General features: G+C 38.5%; 13 protein-coding genes and 1 pseudogene. 2 read left to right on the top strand and 12 right to left on the bottom strand.

Going from position 1 to position 19050, the window contains the following annotated elements; translation table 11 throughout:
• Position 1: 1 nt before the first annotated feature.
• The 8 genes from msbA to AAV97_RS08125 all read right to left on the bottom strand — a co-directional run bounded on the left by msbA (position 2) and on the right by AAV97_RS08125 (position 6961).
• The gene (gene msbA / locus AAV97_RS08160; protein ID WP_046760308.1) at positions 2-1732 is read right to left on the bottom strand and encodes a lipid A export permease/ATP-binding protein MsbA; all 1731 of its coding nucleotides are present in this window, start codon (positions 1730-1732) and stop codon (positions 2-4) included.
• A gap of 3 nt (positions 1733-1735) precedes the next feature.
• The gene (locus AAV97_RS08155; protein ID WP_004830997.1) at positions 1736-2158 is read right to left on the bottom strand and encodes an ExbD/TolR family protein; all 423 of its coding nucleotides are present in this window, start codon (positions 2156-2158) and stop codon (positions 1736-1738) included.
• Positions 2159-2178: 20 nt separating this feature from the next.
• Positions 2179-2811 (bottom strand): MotA/TolQ/ExbB proton channel family protein, encoded by a 633-nt coding sequence (locus AAV97_RS08150; protein ID WP_004830999.1) that lies wholly within the window; start codon positions 2809-2811, stop codon positions 2179-2181.
• A 34-nt stretch (positions 2812-2845) separates the two neighbouring features.
• Complete coding sequence (locus tag AAV97_RS08145) at positions 2846-3736, bottom strand: ParB/RepB/Spo0J family partition protein (protein ID WP_004831000.1); 891 nt, start codon at positions 3734-3736, stop codon at positions 2846-2848.
• Positions 3733-4515 (bottom strand): ParA family protein, encoded by a 783-nt coding sequence (locus AAV97_RS08140; protein WP_004831001.1) that lies wholly within the window; start codon positions 4513-4515, stop codon positions 3733-3735. Before AAV97_RS08140 ends, AAV97_RS08145 begins: the two co-directional genes overlap by 4 nt.
• Before the next feature lie 24 nt (positions 4516-4539).
• Positions 4540-5172: a 16S rRNA (guanine(527)-N(7))-methyltransferase RsmG gene (gene rsmG / locus AAV97_RS08135; RefSeq protein ID WP_004831002.1), complete on the bottom strand. Its 633-nt coding sequence runs from the start codon at positions 5170-5172 to the stop codon at positions 4540-4542.
• Positions 5173-5258: 86 nt separating this feature from the next.
• Positions 5259-5948, bottom strand: coding sequence for an N-acetylmuramate alpha-1-phosphate uridylyltransferase MurU (murU, locus tag AAV97_RS08130; protein WP_046760307.1), 690 nt, complete (start codon positions 5946-5948; stop codon positions 5259-5261).
• Positions 5945-6961 carry an aminoglycoside phosphotransferase family protein gene (locus tag AAV97_RS08125; protein WP_046760306.1) on the bottom strand — a complete coding sequence of 339 codons (1017 nt, stop codon included), beginning with the start codon at positions 6959-6961 and terminating at the stop codon, positions 5945-5947. The genes murU and AAV97_RS08125 overlap by 4 nt, the downstream gene beginning before the upstream one ends.
• 119 nt (positions 6962-7080) lie before the next feature.
• Between AAV97_RS08125 and AAV97_RS08120 the strand changes: the two genes are divergently transcribed.
• Complete coding sequence (locus tag AAV97_RS08120) at positions 7081-9546, top strand: LPS-assembly protein LptD (protein ID WP_046760305.1); 2466 nt, start codon at positions 7081-7083, stop codon at positions 9544-9546.
• On the top strand, positions 9546-10862 hold the full coding sequence (locus AAV97_RS08115; RefSeq protein ID WP_046760304.1) for a peptidylprolyl isomerase: 1317 nt from the start codon (positions 9546-9548) through the stop codon (positions 10860-10862). Before AAV97_RS08120 ends, AAV97_RS08115 begins: the two co-directional genes overlap by 1 nt.
• 250 nt (positions 10863-11112) lie before the next feature.
• On the opposite strand, the pseudogene AAV97_RS08110 reads toward AAV97_RS08115, so the two are convergent.
• The 4 genes and pseudogenes from AAV97_RS08110 to hfq all read right to left on the bottom strand — a co-directional run bounded on the left by AAV97_RS08110 (position 11113) and on the right by hfq (position 19003).
• Positions 11113-11945, bottom strand: a pseudogene (locus AAV97_RS08110) (hypothetical protein).
• The gene (locus AAV97_RS08105) at positions 11945-12712 is read right to left on the bottom strand and encodes a hypothetical protein (protein ID WP_046760302.1); all 768 of its coding nucleotides are present in this window, start codon (positions 12710-12712) and stop codon (positions 11945-11947) included. The pseudogene AAV97_RS08110 and the gene AAV97_RS08105 overlap by 1 nt, the downstream one beginning before the upstream one ends.
• Positions 12712-17928: a type VI secretion system tip protein TssI/VgrG gene (tssI, locus tag AAV97_RS21575; RefSeq protein ID WP_046760301.1), complete on the bottom strand. Its 5217-nt coding sequence runs from the start codon at positions 17926-17928 to the stop codon at positions 12712-12714. The genes AAV97_RS08105 and tssI overlap by 1 nt, the downstream gene beginning before the upstream one ends.
• Positions 17929-18490: 562 nt before the next feature.
• Entirely contained in the window at positions 18491-19003 is a 513-nt protein-coding gene (gene hfq / locus AAV97_RS08095) for an RNA chaperone Hfq (protein ID WP_046760348.1), read from the bottom strand.
• Positions 19004-19050 lie beyond the last annotated feature (47 nt).

The following is a 19050-nucleotide window of genomic DNA, read 5'->3' as shown; positions in this document are numbered from 1 at the left end:
GTTATTCCTCAAAATTGCGTTCATGTAACTGATAGTAAGCGCCGTGTTTTGCCAACAATTCAGCATGGCTACCTTGTTCTATAATACGCCCTTTATCCATAACCACAATCTTATCTGCATTTTCAATAGTCGAAAGACGGTGTGCAATTACAATCGTTGTTCGATTTTTATCTAAAATTGCTTCATCAAAGGCTTTCTGAATGAAATGCTCAGATTCATTGTCTAAAGCACTGGTCGCTTCATCCAGAATAAGAATAGGCGCATTCTTAAGAAGTGCACGTGCAATCGCAATTCGTTGACGTTGCCCTCCTGATAGGCTAAGCCCCTGCGCACCCAATGGCGTATCATAGCCTTTTGGCAATGCCATGATAAAATCATGTGCATAAGCCGCTTTTGCGGCAGCAATCACTTGCTCTTCTGTGGCTGCTTCCAACTGACCATAGGCAATATTCTCACGAACAGTTCGATCAAACAAAACCACTTGTTGGTTGACCATCGCAACTTGCGAACGTAAACATGTCAATTCAATATCACAAATCGGTAAATCATCTAAATAGATTTCACCTGCGCTTTTTTCTTGGAAACGCACCAACATATTAACAAGTGATGATTTTCCAGCCCCAGAACGACCAACCAGTGCGACAGTTTGTCCTGATTGTATATCTAATGATAAATTATCAATTGCTTTGACATTATTTTTATAGGTTAAATCAACATGCTCAAATTTAATATTGCCTTGTAGCTCAGGAGTCTTTGTACCCGTGTTTTCTTCTTGTGGTAAATCTAAAACTTCAAACACTGAATATGCAGCAGCCATACCACGCTGTAATTTCTCATTGATATCTGTTAAGTTTTTAATTGGTTTTGCCAACAAACCTGCTGCAGTGATATAAGCAACAAACTCGCCCGCTGAAGTATCACCCAAAATTTGCGGACGTAATGCCAACCAAATAATAATCCCCAATGCAAACGACATCACCAATTGCACAAGTGGGCTATTTAAATTCTGCACCACAACCATTTTCAAGCCGCGTCTTAAATTCTCTTGGGATGACTTGTAAAAACGAGCTTGTTCACTATCCTCACCAGCAAAGCTTTTAACAACAGCATTACCGTTTACTGTTTCGTGCACAATATGGTTAACATCACCCATGGTATTTTGCACTTGAATCGATAGTTTACGCATACGCTTAGATGCTTTACGTACCAGCAGACCAATAATGGGCATAAAGATAAAAATACACAGTGTTAAACGCCAATTGGTATAAAGTAAATAGCCCAATAAACCGAGTGTAATCGTACCGTCTCGAACCAATGTTTTCAGTGATTCTGATGAAGCTGCCGTTAACTGCTCTACGTTATACATAATCTTTGCAGTAATATGACCTGATGAGTTATCAAGATAATATTGTGCAGGCAGTTTGAGCAGTTTGGCATAAATTTCTTGGCGTATACTAAACACCAAACTTCTGGAAATCACAGCGGTGAAATACCCGCCCATGAATAAACCTAAACCGCGAAAGAAAATAAGCAAAATAATTAATGCAGGAAACCAATCGAGATCACTACGGCTACCGCTTTGAATCGCATCAATAATATATTTGAGTAACTTAGCAACTGAGACTTCAGTGGCTGCATTTATTCCAAATCCGACAATAACGAGTAAGGCTGCCCCCCAATATGGCTTCAAATATGCCAATAGGCGAATATAAACCTTAAAATCTTGATTCACGAATTAATAACCTCGAGATGGAACTTTAGTACTGATATTGATATTGACGAAACCCAGCTGTCCTGCGACATCCATTACTCGAATAACATCTTGATGAGTGGCTTTCGCATCAGCGGCAATGACAAACATTAAATCACGTTTATCATTGGCTGCCTGTTTGATCGCAGTACTTAAATCAGCAGACTCTTTACTGGAAAGTGCCTGACCGTTTACCGCATAATGACCTGTCGAGTCTACCATGACTTCAATCTTGTTTTTGTATTCTTTTGGCGGAACACCTTGCGCATCAGGTAAAGACAGATTGATACGACTCTGTTGATTAAAAGTGGTGGTCAATAACAAAATCACCAAGATAAACAATAAACAATCGATTAATGGGGTAAGGTTGATATGAATATCTTCAACCGTTCTTCGTTTAAATTTCATAAAACACCTCCAGCTCAGCCTTAACCTGCTTTTCGTTGTGCACTTTCAAGGTGTTTTTGAAAAAATAATGCTGCATGAAATAATGTTGATTGTTGTTCTAATTCAGCCACATATTCCTGTACCAAACGTTGAAAATAACGATAAGCAAACAGAGCAGGAATTGCGATCAACATCCCAGCGGCTGTTGTGATCAACGCTTTTGATATACCTGGAATCATCATGGTTGGATTTGCAGTTGAACCCAAATCAATCACTAAAAATGACTCGATAATCCCGATCACTGTGCCCAACAAACCCAACAAAGGTGCAACAGCACTTAAAGTCCCCAAGAAATTGATGTTTTTTTCTAAATATCCGATTTCACGTGAAGCTGTCACTTCCATTTGCGCGCGCGCGTATTCTTCACCTTGCGAATAAGCATCCACGGCATCTTTAAAAATATACCCCAATGCTGATTGGCGCGCAGATTGATCCTGTTCCAAAACATCTAGAACCTCATCAATATCTCGTCCTTTATACAGCATCAATGATTTAGGCAGAACTAAAGATCGTTTTAGTCTTATAAATCTCTCGATCGAAATTGCAACTGTAAAAATCGAACATAAAACCAATGGCAGCATTAACCAACCGCCGGCTTTAACAAGTTCCCACATCTTTAGTTCCCCAAATTAATCAATCATGAAAAAATTATTGTTCTGCTAAACAGATATTTAAAATACCATCCAACTCATCAAGCGAGTTATAACTGATGACCAACTTCCCTTTGCCTTGCTTGTTATAATCTAATTTTACACTGGCGCTGAAACGTTCCGAAAGTTTTTGCGTCAATTGCTGCACATCAGGTGCAAGTGGGTCTTTAGATTTTTCCTGTTTAGGCGTATTCCAATCACGTACCAGCTGTTCAGTTTGACGAACTGATAAGTTGCGATCAATTACCATTTTGGCAATTTGTAATTGATCTTTGGCTTTCAAGGTCAATATGGCACGCGCATGTCCCATATCCAATAAGCCTTGTTGCATCAGATTTTTAATTTCATCATCGAGACTTAATAGGCGTAATAAATTACTCACGGTTGTACGTGCCTTACCTACTGTATCCGCAATTTCTTGATGGCTTAGACCAAATTCATCATGGAAACGCTGTAAAGCCAAAGCTTGATCTACAGGATTAAGATCTTGACGTTGAATGTTTTCGATCAATGCCAATGCAATCGCAACTTGATCAGTCAAATCACGAACAATTGCGGGGATTTCTGTTAAACCCGCTAACTGTGCAGCTCGCCAACGTCGCTCACCCGCAATAATTTCATAAGGTGTTTCAGCACTCTCAATTGGACGAATCACTATCGGCTGCATAACACCGTGTTTTTTAATCGAAGCCGCAAGCTCTTGTAGGTCTTGCTCATCAATAAAGCGACGCGGCTGATATGCACCACGTTTTAATTGATTGACATCAATCTGTTTTAACTGACCATGATCCAAAGCTTGAACTTCAAGCTGTAATTTTTCTTTTTGGATTGAACCTAATAATGCATCTAAGCCACGACCTTTAGCCAAGCCTCTTTTTTTAACGGTCATGCTTTATTTCCTTTTTTCACTTTACTCTTTTTCAACATTTCAGCTGCTAAATTTAAATATGCAATTGCACCTTTAGAGCTTTTCTCAAAATAAATAATCGGCAAACCATGTGCTGGCGCTTCAGCCAAACGCACATTACGCGGAATCACTGTATCATAAAGTTTTTTGCCAAAATACTGTTCAAGTTCGGCAGAAACATCACGAGTCAATGCATTACGTGCATCATACATGGTTCGAAGCACCCCAATGATTTCCAACTCAGGGTTCAGCGCTTGTTGAATTTTATCGATGGTTTGTGTCAAATCTGCAAGACCTTCCAGTGCATAATACTCACATTGCATTGGAATAATGACAGCATCAACTGCAGCCAGTGCATTTACTGTAATCAAACTGAGACTTGGAGCGCAATCGACAATAATGTAATCAAAGTCTTTTTCAATCTGTTGCAAAGCATTACGTAAAATAAATTCACGCCCTTCTTGTTCTGCAATTGCCAGCTCTACACCAGCCAAATCACGATTTGAACCTAAAACTTTGTAACCGACTTCAGCTTTAGTAATCGCTGTTTCAATTGGAACTTCACTCAGCAACACATCAGTAACTGAATACAATAAATCATTTTTTTGAATTCCAGACCCCATTGTGGCATTGCCTTGAGAGTCCATATCGACCAATAAAACACGCTTTTTCAATACTGCCAAAGAGGCAGCCAAATTTACGGCTGTTGTGGTTTTACCGACGCCACCTTTTTGGTTTGCGATAGCAATAATTTGAGCCATGGTAACCCCAATCCTTTGTCTGTTTTAGATCTGTTTTAATAAAAGTAAATGACGTTGTTCATCCAGTCGCGGCACATGCAGTTCTACAATATCACATTGCCAATGATCTTTCAGTGCATCCACTTCTTCTGTAGGCACTAATCCTTTCATTGAAGCAATAATGCTTTTCTCATGCATATAAGGTTTTGAGGCAGCGACAAAATCAGTCAATGAAGCAAATGCACGACTGGTAATCACATCAAACTGCCCAAGGTCATTGATACTGTCTTCATTTTCTACGCGCGTCTGCACCGCAACAACATTTTTTAATTTTAAATCTGCAATAAACTGTTTCAGAAAACGAATTTTCTTACCATTCGAATCAAGCAACACGCACTGACGCGCTGGCTGACACAATGCAATAATCATCCCAGGCATACCACCACCTGTTCCGATATCTAACAAACGACCTTGAGGTAAATCATTTAAAATACTTAGACTATCCAACAAGTGTTTAACCAACATTTCTTTAGGATCACGAATTGCGGTTAAGTTATATGCTTTGTTCCACAGGACGAGTGCATCTTGATAACGCAACAACAATTCTAAAGCTTCATCAGTCAGTTCTAAGCCAAGCTTTAAGCTACCTTGCTTTAACTCTTGAAAAAATGGATGCATGATCGAATAACATCTCTAAAAAATTAGCTGAAAGTATACCGATTTCTAGCTCGTGGAACAGTAGTTAACGATGAGTTAATATGCAGTTAAGCATATACACCCTGTCTAATTTGCAAATCTAAGGCGGTTAAACGCTCAGGAGTCCCTACATCAACCCATGCCGCTTGCATCTTTTCTGCAGAAATCATGCCATCCAACATGCCTTGTTTGAGCAATGGAGCCAATGGTCGTTTACCATGTTCCAAACCATCAAACATTTTAGGATTGATGATAGCGACACCACTATAGGTTAAATTTTCTCCAAGCTGTTCTTGTTCAAAAGTATAAGCTCGACCATTTAACAAAGTGAAATCACCCTCAGGATGCTGTTCAGGATTTGTAACAAAAACCAAATGTGCTAAATCTTTATCAAGTTTCACATCAAGTAAGGCAGAGAAATCAAATGTGGTCCAAACATCACCATTGATTAAAATAAAAGGCTCGTCGCCCAACAAAGGCAAAGCATTAATAATGCCTCCTGCGGTTTCCAAACCCTCATCCTCTCTGGTCCAGCGAATTGTTACACCAAACTGAGCACCATCTCCTAATGTACCAATCAAAATATCTGCCAACCATGCAGAGTTAATGATAATTTCAGTCACACCTATTTTTTTTAATTTTTCAATATGCCAAACAATAAGTGCTTTGCCTCCCACTTCCAATAAAGGTTTTGGCTTATATAAGGTTAAAGGACGCATTCTATTGCCTAACCCTGCAGCTAAAATCATTGCTTTCATGCTGCAACCACCTCATATTTGCCATATTTGTCTTCAAATTTAGGCAAAACTCTTGTATGTATAAAGTTCATAAACGGTTGCAATTCCGCATACGGTTTAGACTCTTCCAGTAAATACCACATTACGCGCGGTAAATCTTTGAGATAACCTGATTTTCCATCACGCTCAAATAAACGCACAAAAATACCCAAAATTTTGATATGACGCTGAATTGCCATCAAATCGGCATCTTGTTTAAACTGCTCAAAACTACGCTCATGTTTCGCTGATTCAGGTAAAAGCGCATAGAACATTTTAAACCATGAATACACACGTTCAGGATTCCATTGCACATAAGCATCACGGGTAATCGAAATCAAATCATAGGTATCCGCACCAATCACAGCATCTTGGAAATCGATGATACCCTGTTCAACCTCACCTTCAAGAATCATCAAGTTGCGACTATGAAAGTCTCGGTGAACGATCACTTGTGGCTGTGCCAAAGCAGCATTTGCCAATATTGCAAAAGTTCGTTTGATTAAAGCTTGCTCTTCTTGACTCACTTGAATGTTTAAAGCAGGCAATAACCAATCCGTCAACAACTCCATTTCTGAAATTAACTTTTCATAAGCATATACGGGTAAATGCGCTTTACCTTCAATTGATTGCAATTGCACCAACTGTTTAAAACTTTGCGCATAATGTGCGTCTACTGTTTGTTCATTTAATTGTGTAGACAGCAGAACATCACCAAAATCTTCAAGCAATAACAGACCTTGTTGTAGATCTTTTGCGACAATATGCGGAACTCTGACACCATTTGAGTCAAAGAATTCATCAATCGCAACAAAAGGACGACAATCTTCCTTCTCAGGAGGTGCATCCATCAGCATAAATGTTTTATTATTCAAAGTAATTCGTGCATAACGACGGAAACTCGCATCGCCTGCTAAAAAATTGATTTCAAATTGATCTGAACTGAGTACAGATGTTATCCATGTTTGTATCAAGTGTTCACGTTGTGTATTCATTTGCAATTTAATCTAATTCAGGCTGAATTTTTGAAGTGCTAAGTGTAGCTACTTATCAACTTTTTCTCTATGATGCGACAATAATTAATTGCGATTAGCATATTTGGTTAATGAGACAAATGAAGCATCAGTTTAAATTTAATCCTTTAGCGACTGCTATTTTGACACTTCTTTGTGGAAGTTCTGTATCCAGCTATGCTGAATCGACAACCTCTGTTTCTGAAGCAGCTGTCTCCAAAGTGAATAACAAGCAATTAAATGCTACGATTAAAGAGAGTTACCCTGGTCAAAACTTTTTTGAACAATACTATGTAGACAAAAACGCGCCTGAAGCACAAGTACGTGATGAAAACAATGCAAGTAATCGCTACTGTGAAGGGGTTTGGGTTACTCCATTTAGCACTCAGGCAAAAACAGTTGACCCTCAAGAAGCTTCATCTGTCATTACTGCTGATCAAGCCTATTACAATCCAAATGGCGACTCTGTGTTGTCTGGAGATGTCATGATTGATCAATCTGGGCGAATGATTCGCGCAGATGAAGTAACCATTGATAAAACACAAACTTTTGCAAAAGCAAAAGGCAATGTACAAATGGCGCAAGGCGGTATCATTGCGCAAAGCGATCAGATTGATTACAACCTAAAAGATGAAACTGGGCAATTAAACAATAGTTTTTATATTGCTGAAATAACACATGCGCATGGTCATGCAGCAAAAATTGAAAGAACATCACCAACAAATATCGTACTAGAAAATGCCAGTTATAGTACATGCCCACCTGACCAGAAACCAACTTGGAAAATCCAAGCCAATAAGATTGAGCTCGATCAAGAAACTGGGCGCGGTGTAACGCGTGGTACCAAATTATATGTAAAAGATGTTCCTGTATTTGCTGTTCCTTACTTCAATTTCCCAATTGATGATCGTCGTACCACGGGCATCATTAGTCCAAACTTCGGGTTTACCAACGACGGTGGCTTTGAACTTGCGGTTCCAGTTTATTTAAACTTAGCACCGAATTATGATGCGACCATCACTCCTCGACTCATTACAGACCGTGGTCTAATGGCTCAAGGCGAATTCCGTTATTTAACCGAGAATTTTGGTGCGGGTAGTATTTGGGGGAGTTACTTGCCTTCAGATCGTGGCTACGATGATGAAGATCGTAAGGACTTACATTTCCTACATAGATGGAATATCGATAAACAATGGTCGACCAATCTAGAATATAACTATGTGTCTGATAAAGACTTTTTTTCGGACTTAGACAGCAATCCAAACTCGCGTACCGAACTGAATCAACGACGCGCTTGGGAACTCAACTACAACCACGGTATTCCTGGTTTAAAAGCTCAATTAAAAGTTGAAGATTTCCAAACCTTAGATAAAACAGTCAAAGATGTAGACAGACCTTATGCTCGTCTACCGCAGTTTCTACTCAATTATGTAGGTGGCGATTATCAAGGCTGGGAATACGAATTTAACAACGATACTGCATATTTCAAAAAAGATATTAATGATGCTGATTACAGCAACCAACCTAGCGGTACACGTTTGTATAATCAGTTTGCGACACGTTATAACTTCCGTAATCCGTGGTCATTCGTCATTCCAGAAGTTTCTGTCCGTAGTTTAAATACATTCTATGACCAAACCACAGTGGATCAATTGAATCTCAACAACCAAAGTCAAGATTCAAAAAATAAATCTGTGGTTGTTCCTCAGTTTACTTTGGACACTGGGCTAACCTTTGAAAAAGATGGTAAGTTCCTTCAAACCATTACTCCTCGCGCATTCTATGCTTATGCACCGTATAAAAATCAAACGGGTTATCCAAACTTTGATTCGACTAGTGCATCAATCAGTTATGATCAATTGTTTAGCCCTTACCGTTTTTACGGTCATGACCGCCTAGAAGATAACAACTTCTTGTCACTCGGGGTAAGTTATAGTCTATTTGATACGGTTGGTTTAGAACGCTTAAGAGCCAGTATTGGACAAAGTTATTATTTTGATGATCGTAAAGTTACTTTACTCAACAATACAGATGAGTTGGATAAAGAAAAACACACTGGTCCTGTGATCAGCATTTCGAGTCAGCTTTCGCAAAACTTTACTGTAAGCACCAATTCAGCTTGGATGTCCAATGGCGATAGTGCACAACATGACTTCCAAATGTATTACACAGGTGAAAAAGGAAATTTATACAACGTTGGATATTTTTATAGAAACAACCTCCCTGATCGCCAACGAGAATACGATCAAGCAGTTGCATCATTTATACAACCAGTAAAAGATAACTGGCGTATTATGGGTCATGTTCAATATGACCTTGACAACCATGTTGCACGCGAATATCTATTAGGTGTGAATTATGAATCTTGTTGTTGGGGAATTTCGGTCTATGGTCGTTCTTACTTCAATGATCTAGATGATGTTTCTCTCCCAGATACCAAGCCAAAACGCGCAGTTATGGCTGAAATCACACTCAAAGGACTAGGTGGTTTGAACAACAAGTTAAGTTCATTACTTCAAAATCGTATTTTAGGTTTTGATAAAGCTAATCAATCTTGGACTCATTAATGAAGACGCAAAAATTTAAAGAACTATTTAAAGCATCAACCTTAGCTTTACTCATCTCTACATCGTTATCGGTTTATGCAGCACCTAAAGATCAAATCATTGCCATTGTTGGTTCTACAGCAATTTTAAAAAGCGATTTAGACCAAGGCGTTGCTGAAGCTGCACATAAGTTCCAAGCACAAAAAAAAGAACTCCCGCCGCAAATTATTTTGCAACAGCAAGTGCTCAATCAGCTCATCACCCATGACGCACAACTTGAGCAAGTTAAAAAATATGGTTTAAAAGCTGATGAAAAAAGCTTAAATGAAGCTGTTCTTAAAGTCGCTCAACAGTCCGGCTCTAATTCTTTAGAAGCTTTCCAACAAAAACTAGATAGCGTTGCACCCGGAACATATGAATTATTACGTGATCGTGTTTCCGAAGATTTATTGATTCAGCGTCTCAGTCAACAACAAGTCATGTCTCGTATTAAAATTACCGATCTTGATGTTGAAAACTTTTTAAAATCACCTGAAGGTCAAGCTGCTGTTGGAAGCCAAGCACATGTCCTACATATGCGTATATCAGGTAATGCCCCTGCGGATGAACTTGAGGCAGTTGCCAAATCTGTTCGTACTGATTTAAAAGGCACAGATGATGTAAAAAGTTTAGAGAAAAAATTCAGCACGGCTCAAATCAAAGTAGATGGTGCGGACATGGGCTTTCGCCCACTTTCAGAAATCCCAACTGAACTTGCTGCCCGAGTAAGCTCTCTTGAACCAGGACAAACCACTGAGTTGGTCCAAGCGAAAGATGGTATTCATGTTTTAAAACTACTTGAAAAGAAATCAAATGAGCAAAAAGCACTTGTTCCACAGTTTGAAACTCGTCATATTCTCATTAAAACTTCCGAAGTAGTTAGCCCTGAAAACGCTAAACAAATGATTGAGAGTATCTATAACCGTCTCAAAGCGGGTGAAGATTTTGCAACACTTGCATCAACATATTCGAATGACCCTGGTTCAGCACGTGATGGTGGTAGTTTAGGATGGGTCAGCCCAGGGATGATGGTTCCTGAATTTGATAAAATGATGCAAAGCGCGACAGTCAACGAAATCAGCAAGCCATTCGAAACCCAATTTGGTTGGCATATCCTGCAAGTCACTGGCAAACGTCAACAAGATATGACTTCTGAATATCAAAAACGTATGGCTCGTCAAATTTTAGGGGAACGCCAATTTGAATCAGAATATGACAGTTGGTTAAGAGAGTTGCGTGCCAATACTTATATTGAAATTAAAGATCCAAGTTTAGATCCAAAGAAAAGTCAAAATTAAGTATCAAATAAAAACCAGTGCTTTGCACTGGTTTTTTTATGCCATAAGAAAAATCAATTCTGTGAAATAAAGTTTGCCTACAGTGGCTAAAACAGACTTCTTACTGAATCATGAAATCTAACTCTTTGGATAACCACCAATCATGGTTAAAGGTAAAATCTTGAAATCATAGCGCTGATTTCTTCCTACCTTACCATGCCCATATAAATGCCAATGTGAACGCCTTAATTAAATAGGGGCTTCTTTTCCTTTATTTTGACTGTTGTTTCTTTTCATCGTCTAATTCTTCTTGCGTACAATATCTCGGAACAATTTTCATTTTTGGTATGTCAAAATATTCATCACAAATTTCTCGTCCATTTTCATCAGTTCTACGGTACAATTGTTTCTTTTGTTCCAAAGTCATGATGTCAAAATAATTATAAAAATATAGATTATCAATCACTTCTGGTTCATTGAACGAAGTACCTAGGTCTACATAAAACAATTCACCTTTATCTTTTTGTTCTTCAGTACAATCAGCGGTATAGGCATAACTCACACTGGTCTTGGCACGAAACAAACTTCTTATCTCATCATGCATGGGATACGCGCCAACCAAAATATCGTTAATACTTATTGCATCTTGGAATCTTTTTTTTGGTGATTCATCACCTATAAGTTTCTTATTTTCGATACTTTGTGGTGTTTCAATTAAATCTATAGAATGTGCTGGATTCGGTAAGTAAAATCCAAACATTGATATCTTCTTATCTACTTGGCGCTCCATTAAACTTACGCCGATATCATCATAAATATAGAGATTAATTCGATTAATTGGATCTACAGTTTCGACAACCCGATAGTTTTTACCTAAAGCTTTAAGCCATGGCTCAACGCCTGAACTCATATATAAATCCGTACCATTATAATTAATCGCACAGCCATGGACCTTAAACTGATGTTGTGGATTTATTTTCTTTATAAAACCTTCTGTTTCAACGTCTTGTTTTGTCGAAGACTGATCATTACTACAACTAATGCACAGTTAATGCACAGTAAAAGGGGGAGAAATAGCGCTAGTTTTTTTTGAAATATATGCATTATTTTTTTAAAGGATAATTTTCACATCCTCCCCCAATAATAGGATCATCTCTATCCGGACCTTCACAAAACTCTTTCCGTTGTCTTTCTTTTTCTTCATCACTAATTATGTCAAAATAATTATAAAAATACATATGATCAATCACTTCAGGATCATTAAAACTGGTACTTAGCTCAATATAAAAATATTTACCTTGTTGATTGTCATTACAGTCCGCTGTAAAGTTATAACTCACCCCTGTTTCTGCACGAAACTTATCCCTGATCTCATCATGCATAGGATAAGCACCCACGAGTACACCATCCACCTCGATGGCATCTTTAAATATACTTCTAACTTGCTCAGTATCTGGTTTTTTTAACTCTTCTTCGATTTCTGCATCTGTTTCTTTACGAATATCATGTGATGGGCGCTCTAAACGAAACCTAAAACTATCGATTTGTTTATCCGCTATTCGTTCAACCAAACGAACACCGATATCATCATATATATAAATATTAATTCGATTAATTGGATCTACACTTTCGACAACCCGATAGTTTTTACCTAATGCTTTAAGCCATGGCTCAACGCCTGAACTCATATATAAATCCGTACCATTATAATTAATCGCACAACCATGGACCTTAAACTGATGTTGTGGATTTATTTTCTTTATAAAACCTTCTTTATCAGCATCTTGCTTTGTCGTAGACTGACCATTACTACAACTGATACACAGTAAAAGGGGGAGAAATAGCGCTAGTTTTTTTTGAAATATATGCATTACTTTTTCCCACCCTTGATCATATCTAAACCTTTTTGGACCGATTCTGCTGCTTCATCAATTTTTTCTTGCGCCGCTTTAGCACCTTTATACGCACCCTGTCGGGTCGTATCCCAACCTTTTTGCAGCATGCCATCACTAGCCTGATTGACTTTGTCCTTATTTTGTCTTGCCCATTGTTTAACGCTTTCATCCATCCAATTACAACGGCTTGGATGTCTAAAATAACTTTTTGCCGTATCTAATACCGCTTGTTTATTTGTCGCAGTTGGCTTTTTAGACCAATCCCTCCATTTTGTCCCGACATCACGTACCGCAATAATCGCTAAATTGGCAGCAAGTAAGTGTAAGGGGTTTCGTGCTTCGTCTTTCCCCAATTGTGTATGACTTGGGTTATCACCATGAATCACAGGATTTACCCCTTGTTTTACACTCACAATCTCATGTGAGTGTTTTAAAACATTATTCACGCCAAATTTGAATAAAAATTTAAACAGTGAAGTGACCAGTGTTTCTAATAGTGCGGTTTGCTTTTTAAACTCACTGATGGTTTTTGCTGCTTTTTTTAGCAAATCAACATAACCTGCTTCATATAAAGCACAAATTTCATCCCTTAACTCTAAGTATCGAAACCAAATTTTGGTTAAATTCTTATCTTTAGACACCGCATCAAGGGTAAAAATAAATTCTTGAATAATCAAATCAGAAAAACTACGTTCGCCAGAGACCATTCCTTTATATTCACTCCACTCTTTAAGTGGATCAATCATCTTCGCCAAAGTACCACCAATACTGGCAAAGGTATCCCAAGAGTCAAAAGTTCCTGTCACCAAAGGAATTTGTTCATAGCGACTAAAATTATTTTTTCTTAATACATTGTGTCTAACATCAGTATAACCATGCTTAATCAGTGTAATTTCAACAAAATTACTGTGTGAAAAAAAATCTTCCAAGACATGAAAGGCATTGCCCAAATGCCGCAAAGGCGCATCCGAGCTACTGCTTTGTTTCATGCTTTCTTCTAACTGTCCCAACATATACTCTAATGCTGTTGGAAATGCCGAATCACGCATATTATTTGGGGTATTGTCAGCGATATAATTTTTTAAATTAAATTGTGCAGATTTCTGATCACTGTTGGTTTGAAAGGTTTTATCATTCGGTTTAGGGTTTAATTCTTTGTCTATATGGGTATAAATATCAGCACCAAAAGGATTGTCGATATGTTCTTCAAAACGATAAACACCTAATATACGCTCGCCATCTTTTCCTCTTAGATCACGAAATAAACGATGTGGTAAAGAGCTTTCAGGTAAATAAGCCTTCAAAGCTAACGCTTTATAACGCCTCTGATTTTTTTCACTTAAATTACTGTAATTTCCCTTTTTTAGAATTACTTGCATGATAGAACGGTATTTTGAAGAATAGCTATCACTTTTTTCGTACTTTTTTAATCTAATTAAATCACTTGCGACATTTTCATCAAAAAAATGATCATACGCCAAGACTGCCAATATATTGGAAATTAACTTACGTGTTGGTTTTATGGTAGTAATTTTACCTTGATTATCTATCGCAACATCAATGCTTGTATTCAGCACAGCCCCACAGACCAGTTGGGAATGATCTCTTAACCAATTTCCTGCATAAATTGCATTAACTGTAAGTCGATTAAATATTTCACCTTTTGGGTTATCTTCTCCAATAGCTTCTTTTTCAATAGATTGGTGCCCATGTTCAATCCGCACACCTTTATTGTCATCTTTTTTAATATATTTACCTGTTTTGGGGTCTATGGTTCCCCTATTTGCCAGTATTTTAGTTTGTTTAGAAAACTTACCTTCACCTGCACCAAAGTATTCATATTGGACATCTACCACTTCATCCATTTGCGACTCGAAATCAGCATGCATTCTTGCGGCTCTTTTCCCCGATGTTGGGGTGATTTTCAGCTTTCCTGAAAACTTTTCAGAGCTTATTTCTGCAAACTCAAACTCAGTATTTACACCTTTGTCTTTTCCTTCTGTCAACTGACCTAAATTATATGCATAAACCGCACCTTCATCTCGTGGTGCATCAGGTGCTAGTTTTTCTATTTTTACCGGTATTTTTAAAATATCACCAATATAAATAAGATTAGGGTCAGAAATTTGATTAAGTGAACATAATTCTTCAACAGTGGTATTAAAATTCTTCGCGATTTCTTCCAACACATTGCCTTTGACAATCACATACAGATTAAAGCTATTGTCTAATGAATAGTTGCTACTGATTCGTAAATGATCATCGATGTAATGCCCATACTCATGTAAAAGCACTGTATAAAGTCTTTCCAAATTACTGTCATTTTCTAGCGCAGATAACACTGTATCAGCAGCAAGATAGATTTTCTTGTCCTGATGATTAAACCCAGCTGCGTGACCGTTGATACTTTTAGCAACCACCGTATGTTCAGGCGGTTGAATTAGACCATTCTCCAAGTCAGTTTTCAGGGCTAAATACAAACTGTCTGGAATATCAAAACCAAAGATTGGTGCAACCAAACTGACAAAACTTTCTTGAGAGAAGGTCTTTGCCAATACAACAAGTTGGTCATGGGCATAGGTACTTTTTAGCGTCGGTAATGGCTGATCTGGTGCAAAATTTACGATCGGCAACAAAGTTAATCCAGCACTCACTTTCATCCCAGAGCTAAGTTTCTGCTGTCCAGATTTAACTTCAAACAAGCCTGGCGTGGTCGAAAAAATACCTGAGCCATTCAGTCTTAATTCAGATGTATCCGCACGAAATACAATTTCTTTAGGACTGATCATATAAATCGTATCTTCAGTCGAAATAATTTGAATACCTTTACGCGCAATCAAATCTGCACCATCACTATGCGCTTTTATTTCAACCTTGCCTTTTGCAGCATAAAGTCTTGCACCTTCTTGCGCAGCAAATAAACTGATCTTGTTTTTTGCATGTGCTATAAGATTCTTTTGGCTACTCAGATTTATACTGTTGCCTGCGCTCTGGCTGATTTGCCCATCTGCTGAAAGATGAAGGTCGCTATTGGTCGACATTGCGATAGAGTTTGGTGAAGCCAGTAGCATTAAAGCTTGTTTAAATGCATCAGCTTTGTCTTTTTCACCTTTTTCTATTTGATTAAGGAAGTATTTTAAATTATTTAAAACTTCCAAAGGATCAGTTTGTTGATGCTTGGCAACTTCACTTAAGGCTTTGGCATTCTCTAGACTATTTTCTAACTGACTTTTGGCTTCGGTTGTATCTAGATGATTACCTGATGCCCCATCTTGTGCATGGGTACTCAGCAGTAAGCCTTGTCCTGCACGTATTGCGCCCCATTGATCTGTTCTTAACTCAAAGCCTTCTCCTCGCCCTTCACTCGCCTCTGTTTCTTTCGGATGGCTGAGATTGCCAAGATTCAGTTGGGTTGCGCCATGACTGCTGTGTAACTGACTACTGATCTGGTTGTTGGTATCATCAAAACGTAATTGATTATAACCATTGCCTTTGTATTCTCGACTTTTAATCCCTGCCAACTTTTTGGTATCTGGTAACTTGCCTTTGTCATCAAACTTGGTTGGATAACGGTATCCTTCATGAATACGTCCCATCACAAAAGGTCTATCAATATCACCCGCAAAGAAGTCAACCACGACCAACTCTCCAATACGCGGTAAGAAGCGTGCTCCATAGCCTTCACCTGCCCACGTCGTGAGTACATCGACCCAAGCTGAGTCGGTATCATTGTCGTTCGCGCCTGCACCACCATCATGGCTGTGGTCTTCATTGCGGGTAAAGAGGAAGCGAACCTTGATGCGTCCCCATTCATCCACATGAATTTCTTCTCCACTTGGACCAACCACTCTCGCTCGCATTGGATGGGCTGCGGGTCTTTGAGTTAAGGGATTATATTCAGGAACAACCGTAATATTACGTCGTTGTAGCACCAACTGATTGGCTTGGCGTTCTTCGCTGTTGTTCACGGTGAGATGGGTGCGTTGCCATTGGCTTTCTCGGATGAGTGCTTCGACTTGATGGCTCAAGTCTTTCGGTAAGTTATTTTGGTGATAAAAGGTTTTGGAGATGATCAGAAATTGCCGATCAGCAACATCTTTTAGCTCTAAACTTGGATGTTGGTCAAGCTCAAAGTGATAACCCACCTGCGCATCTCGTACCGTTGAAGTTGCGATAAATTGTTTGGCTTGGGCATCGTAGTAGTTGCTGAGGTTTTGGTTAAAGCGTTCGATCTGACTGTTGCCTGATGGCGTTGCACCATCTTCTCCATTTAAGTCTTGAGTCCATGCAGGGCTAAAGTGCCATACTTGTTCTAAAGCTAGACTGGCATTGTCATAGTTTTCACTCTGCTTGTATTTGCTTAAAACATTACCTGCGCCTTCTTCTATCTCCAACACCTCGGCTTGCCAACGTTGAATATGTACAGACGTCGGTTGAAGTGAACGTTGTCCTGTAAAATTGATAATCGAATCGCGAGTCTCTACAGATGAACTTCGATGAAAGCGGATCGTGCGTCGTTCTAAACTTTCGTATTGAGTATTGTCATCAATCAATCGAAGCTTTTGAGGCTGGATGGGTTCATTAAAATGAGAGACTTTAAGCTGTGCTTCATCAATTAAACTGGTCACGCCTTCCGATGCTAGAAGCCTTTGAATAAGATCTATATCTCGTTCATTATTCTGCATAATGAAGGGTCTGACATCGTAATCTTTAGTTAGACCGCTTTTATCCAAAGTTAAACTTGAAGCAAACAGTGGAGATCTGTCTCGCCATTCATTAAATATAACTTCGACTACCTGTAAAGCAGACATATTCATAAATACGCGCGAGTTTCTACGCTGTTTCCATAGTGCGGTTGGATCTTCAACCGTGAGGCGATAAATCGTCAAAGCACCATCTGAGGCACCCACCTCAGCTTTGGTGACAATTCCTGAAATACGATTGATTTCGGAGCGATCATTGACCACATCAATGGCTACACGACAGCCAATAAAGCGTTTTAATGCAATATCGTTCAGCGTAGATAGACAAATCAGTTGTAAGTTCATCCCATCATTGATGGCATGTATCCCATCAACACGTTGTAAAAATACCAGTTGATGAAGATCAGTATTTGAAAAAGACACATGGATAGCACGCTTTTGAGCAGTAAGACCCAATTTTTCCAAAGCAAAATAAATATTATTAAACATGAGTTATTGTGTAGTTGTTCTAAATTAAAAGACACTCTACAAAAAAGATCATATTTTGTCCATATTTAATTTTATCTAAATAATTTTCTATATCACCTTGTGTTTCAGGTTTTTTTATAAGTTTATAAGAATAGTACACTTGAAAGTAATTAAACTGCATTCTTTCACAGCAAACAAAGCAACGCTTTATTTTTACTCAGATATCTTCGCTCAACATGATGACTTTCATGCCGCTTCACGATAAAAAAGATGATCAATCATTTAAAAGTGCAAATAAATAAATGACCAAAATCTTCTAATACTTTATATAAAAAATATAAAGTTCATAGGCTATTAAGGATCAGAATATTTAACTATTTCTAAATTTATTATGATGAAATGATTATTAAAATCTACATTTTAGTACAATCATGAGCCAAAATTTAATTTACAGCCCCTAATAGTAATCGCTAAATAAAAAACCGCAAAATGATTAATATTCAATCATATTGCGGTTTTTTTTAATGCATCAAGAGACTGTTAAAACAGTCTCTTTTTCACAATCAATTTCTACATTTAGAAATTAACGATTGTTTTCATCTTCTTGTGAATCTTCAAATTTACCTTCGCCGCCAAAGTCAGAACCTTGACCACCAAAGCCACCTTGACCGCCGAAGCCACCTTGACCACCAAAGCCACCTTGTTGACCACCGAAGCCACCTTGACCGCCGCAGCCACCTTGACCGCCGAAGCCACCTTGACCACCGAAGCCACCTTGACCACCGCAGCCACCTCGACCACCGAAACCACCAGCTTGACCACCGAAGCCACCAGCTTCACCACCGAAACCACCAGCAGCGCCTTGAGCACCAGCAGGAGCACCAGCAGGACGTGGATTACGTGCAGGTACAACAGTAGAAATCGCATGCTTATAAACCATTTGGCTTACAGTGTTTTTCAACAAAACAACATACTGGTCAAAAGATTCAATGTGACCTTGTAATTTGATACCGTTTACAAGAAAGATAGAAACCGGAATACGTTCTTTACGGAGAGAATTTAAGAACGGATCTTGTAAAGTTTGACCTTTAGACATTTTATACTCCAAAAAAAAATTTAAAATCAGCGCAAAAACTGCCTTTA

It is taken from the genome of Acinetobacter sp. Ag2, from assembly GCF_001005515.1.
GTDB classification, from domain to species: domain Bacteria; phylum Pseudomonadota; class Gammaproteobacteria; order Pseudomonadales; family Moraxellaceae; genus Acinetobacter; species Acinetobacter bereziniae.
The sequence above is the reverse complement of the archived record's forward strand: the minus strand, read 5'-3'. Positions and strand labels throughout refer to the sequence as shown.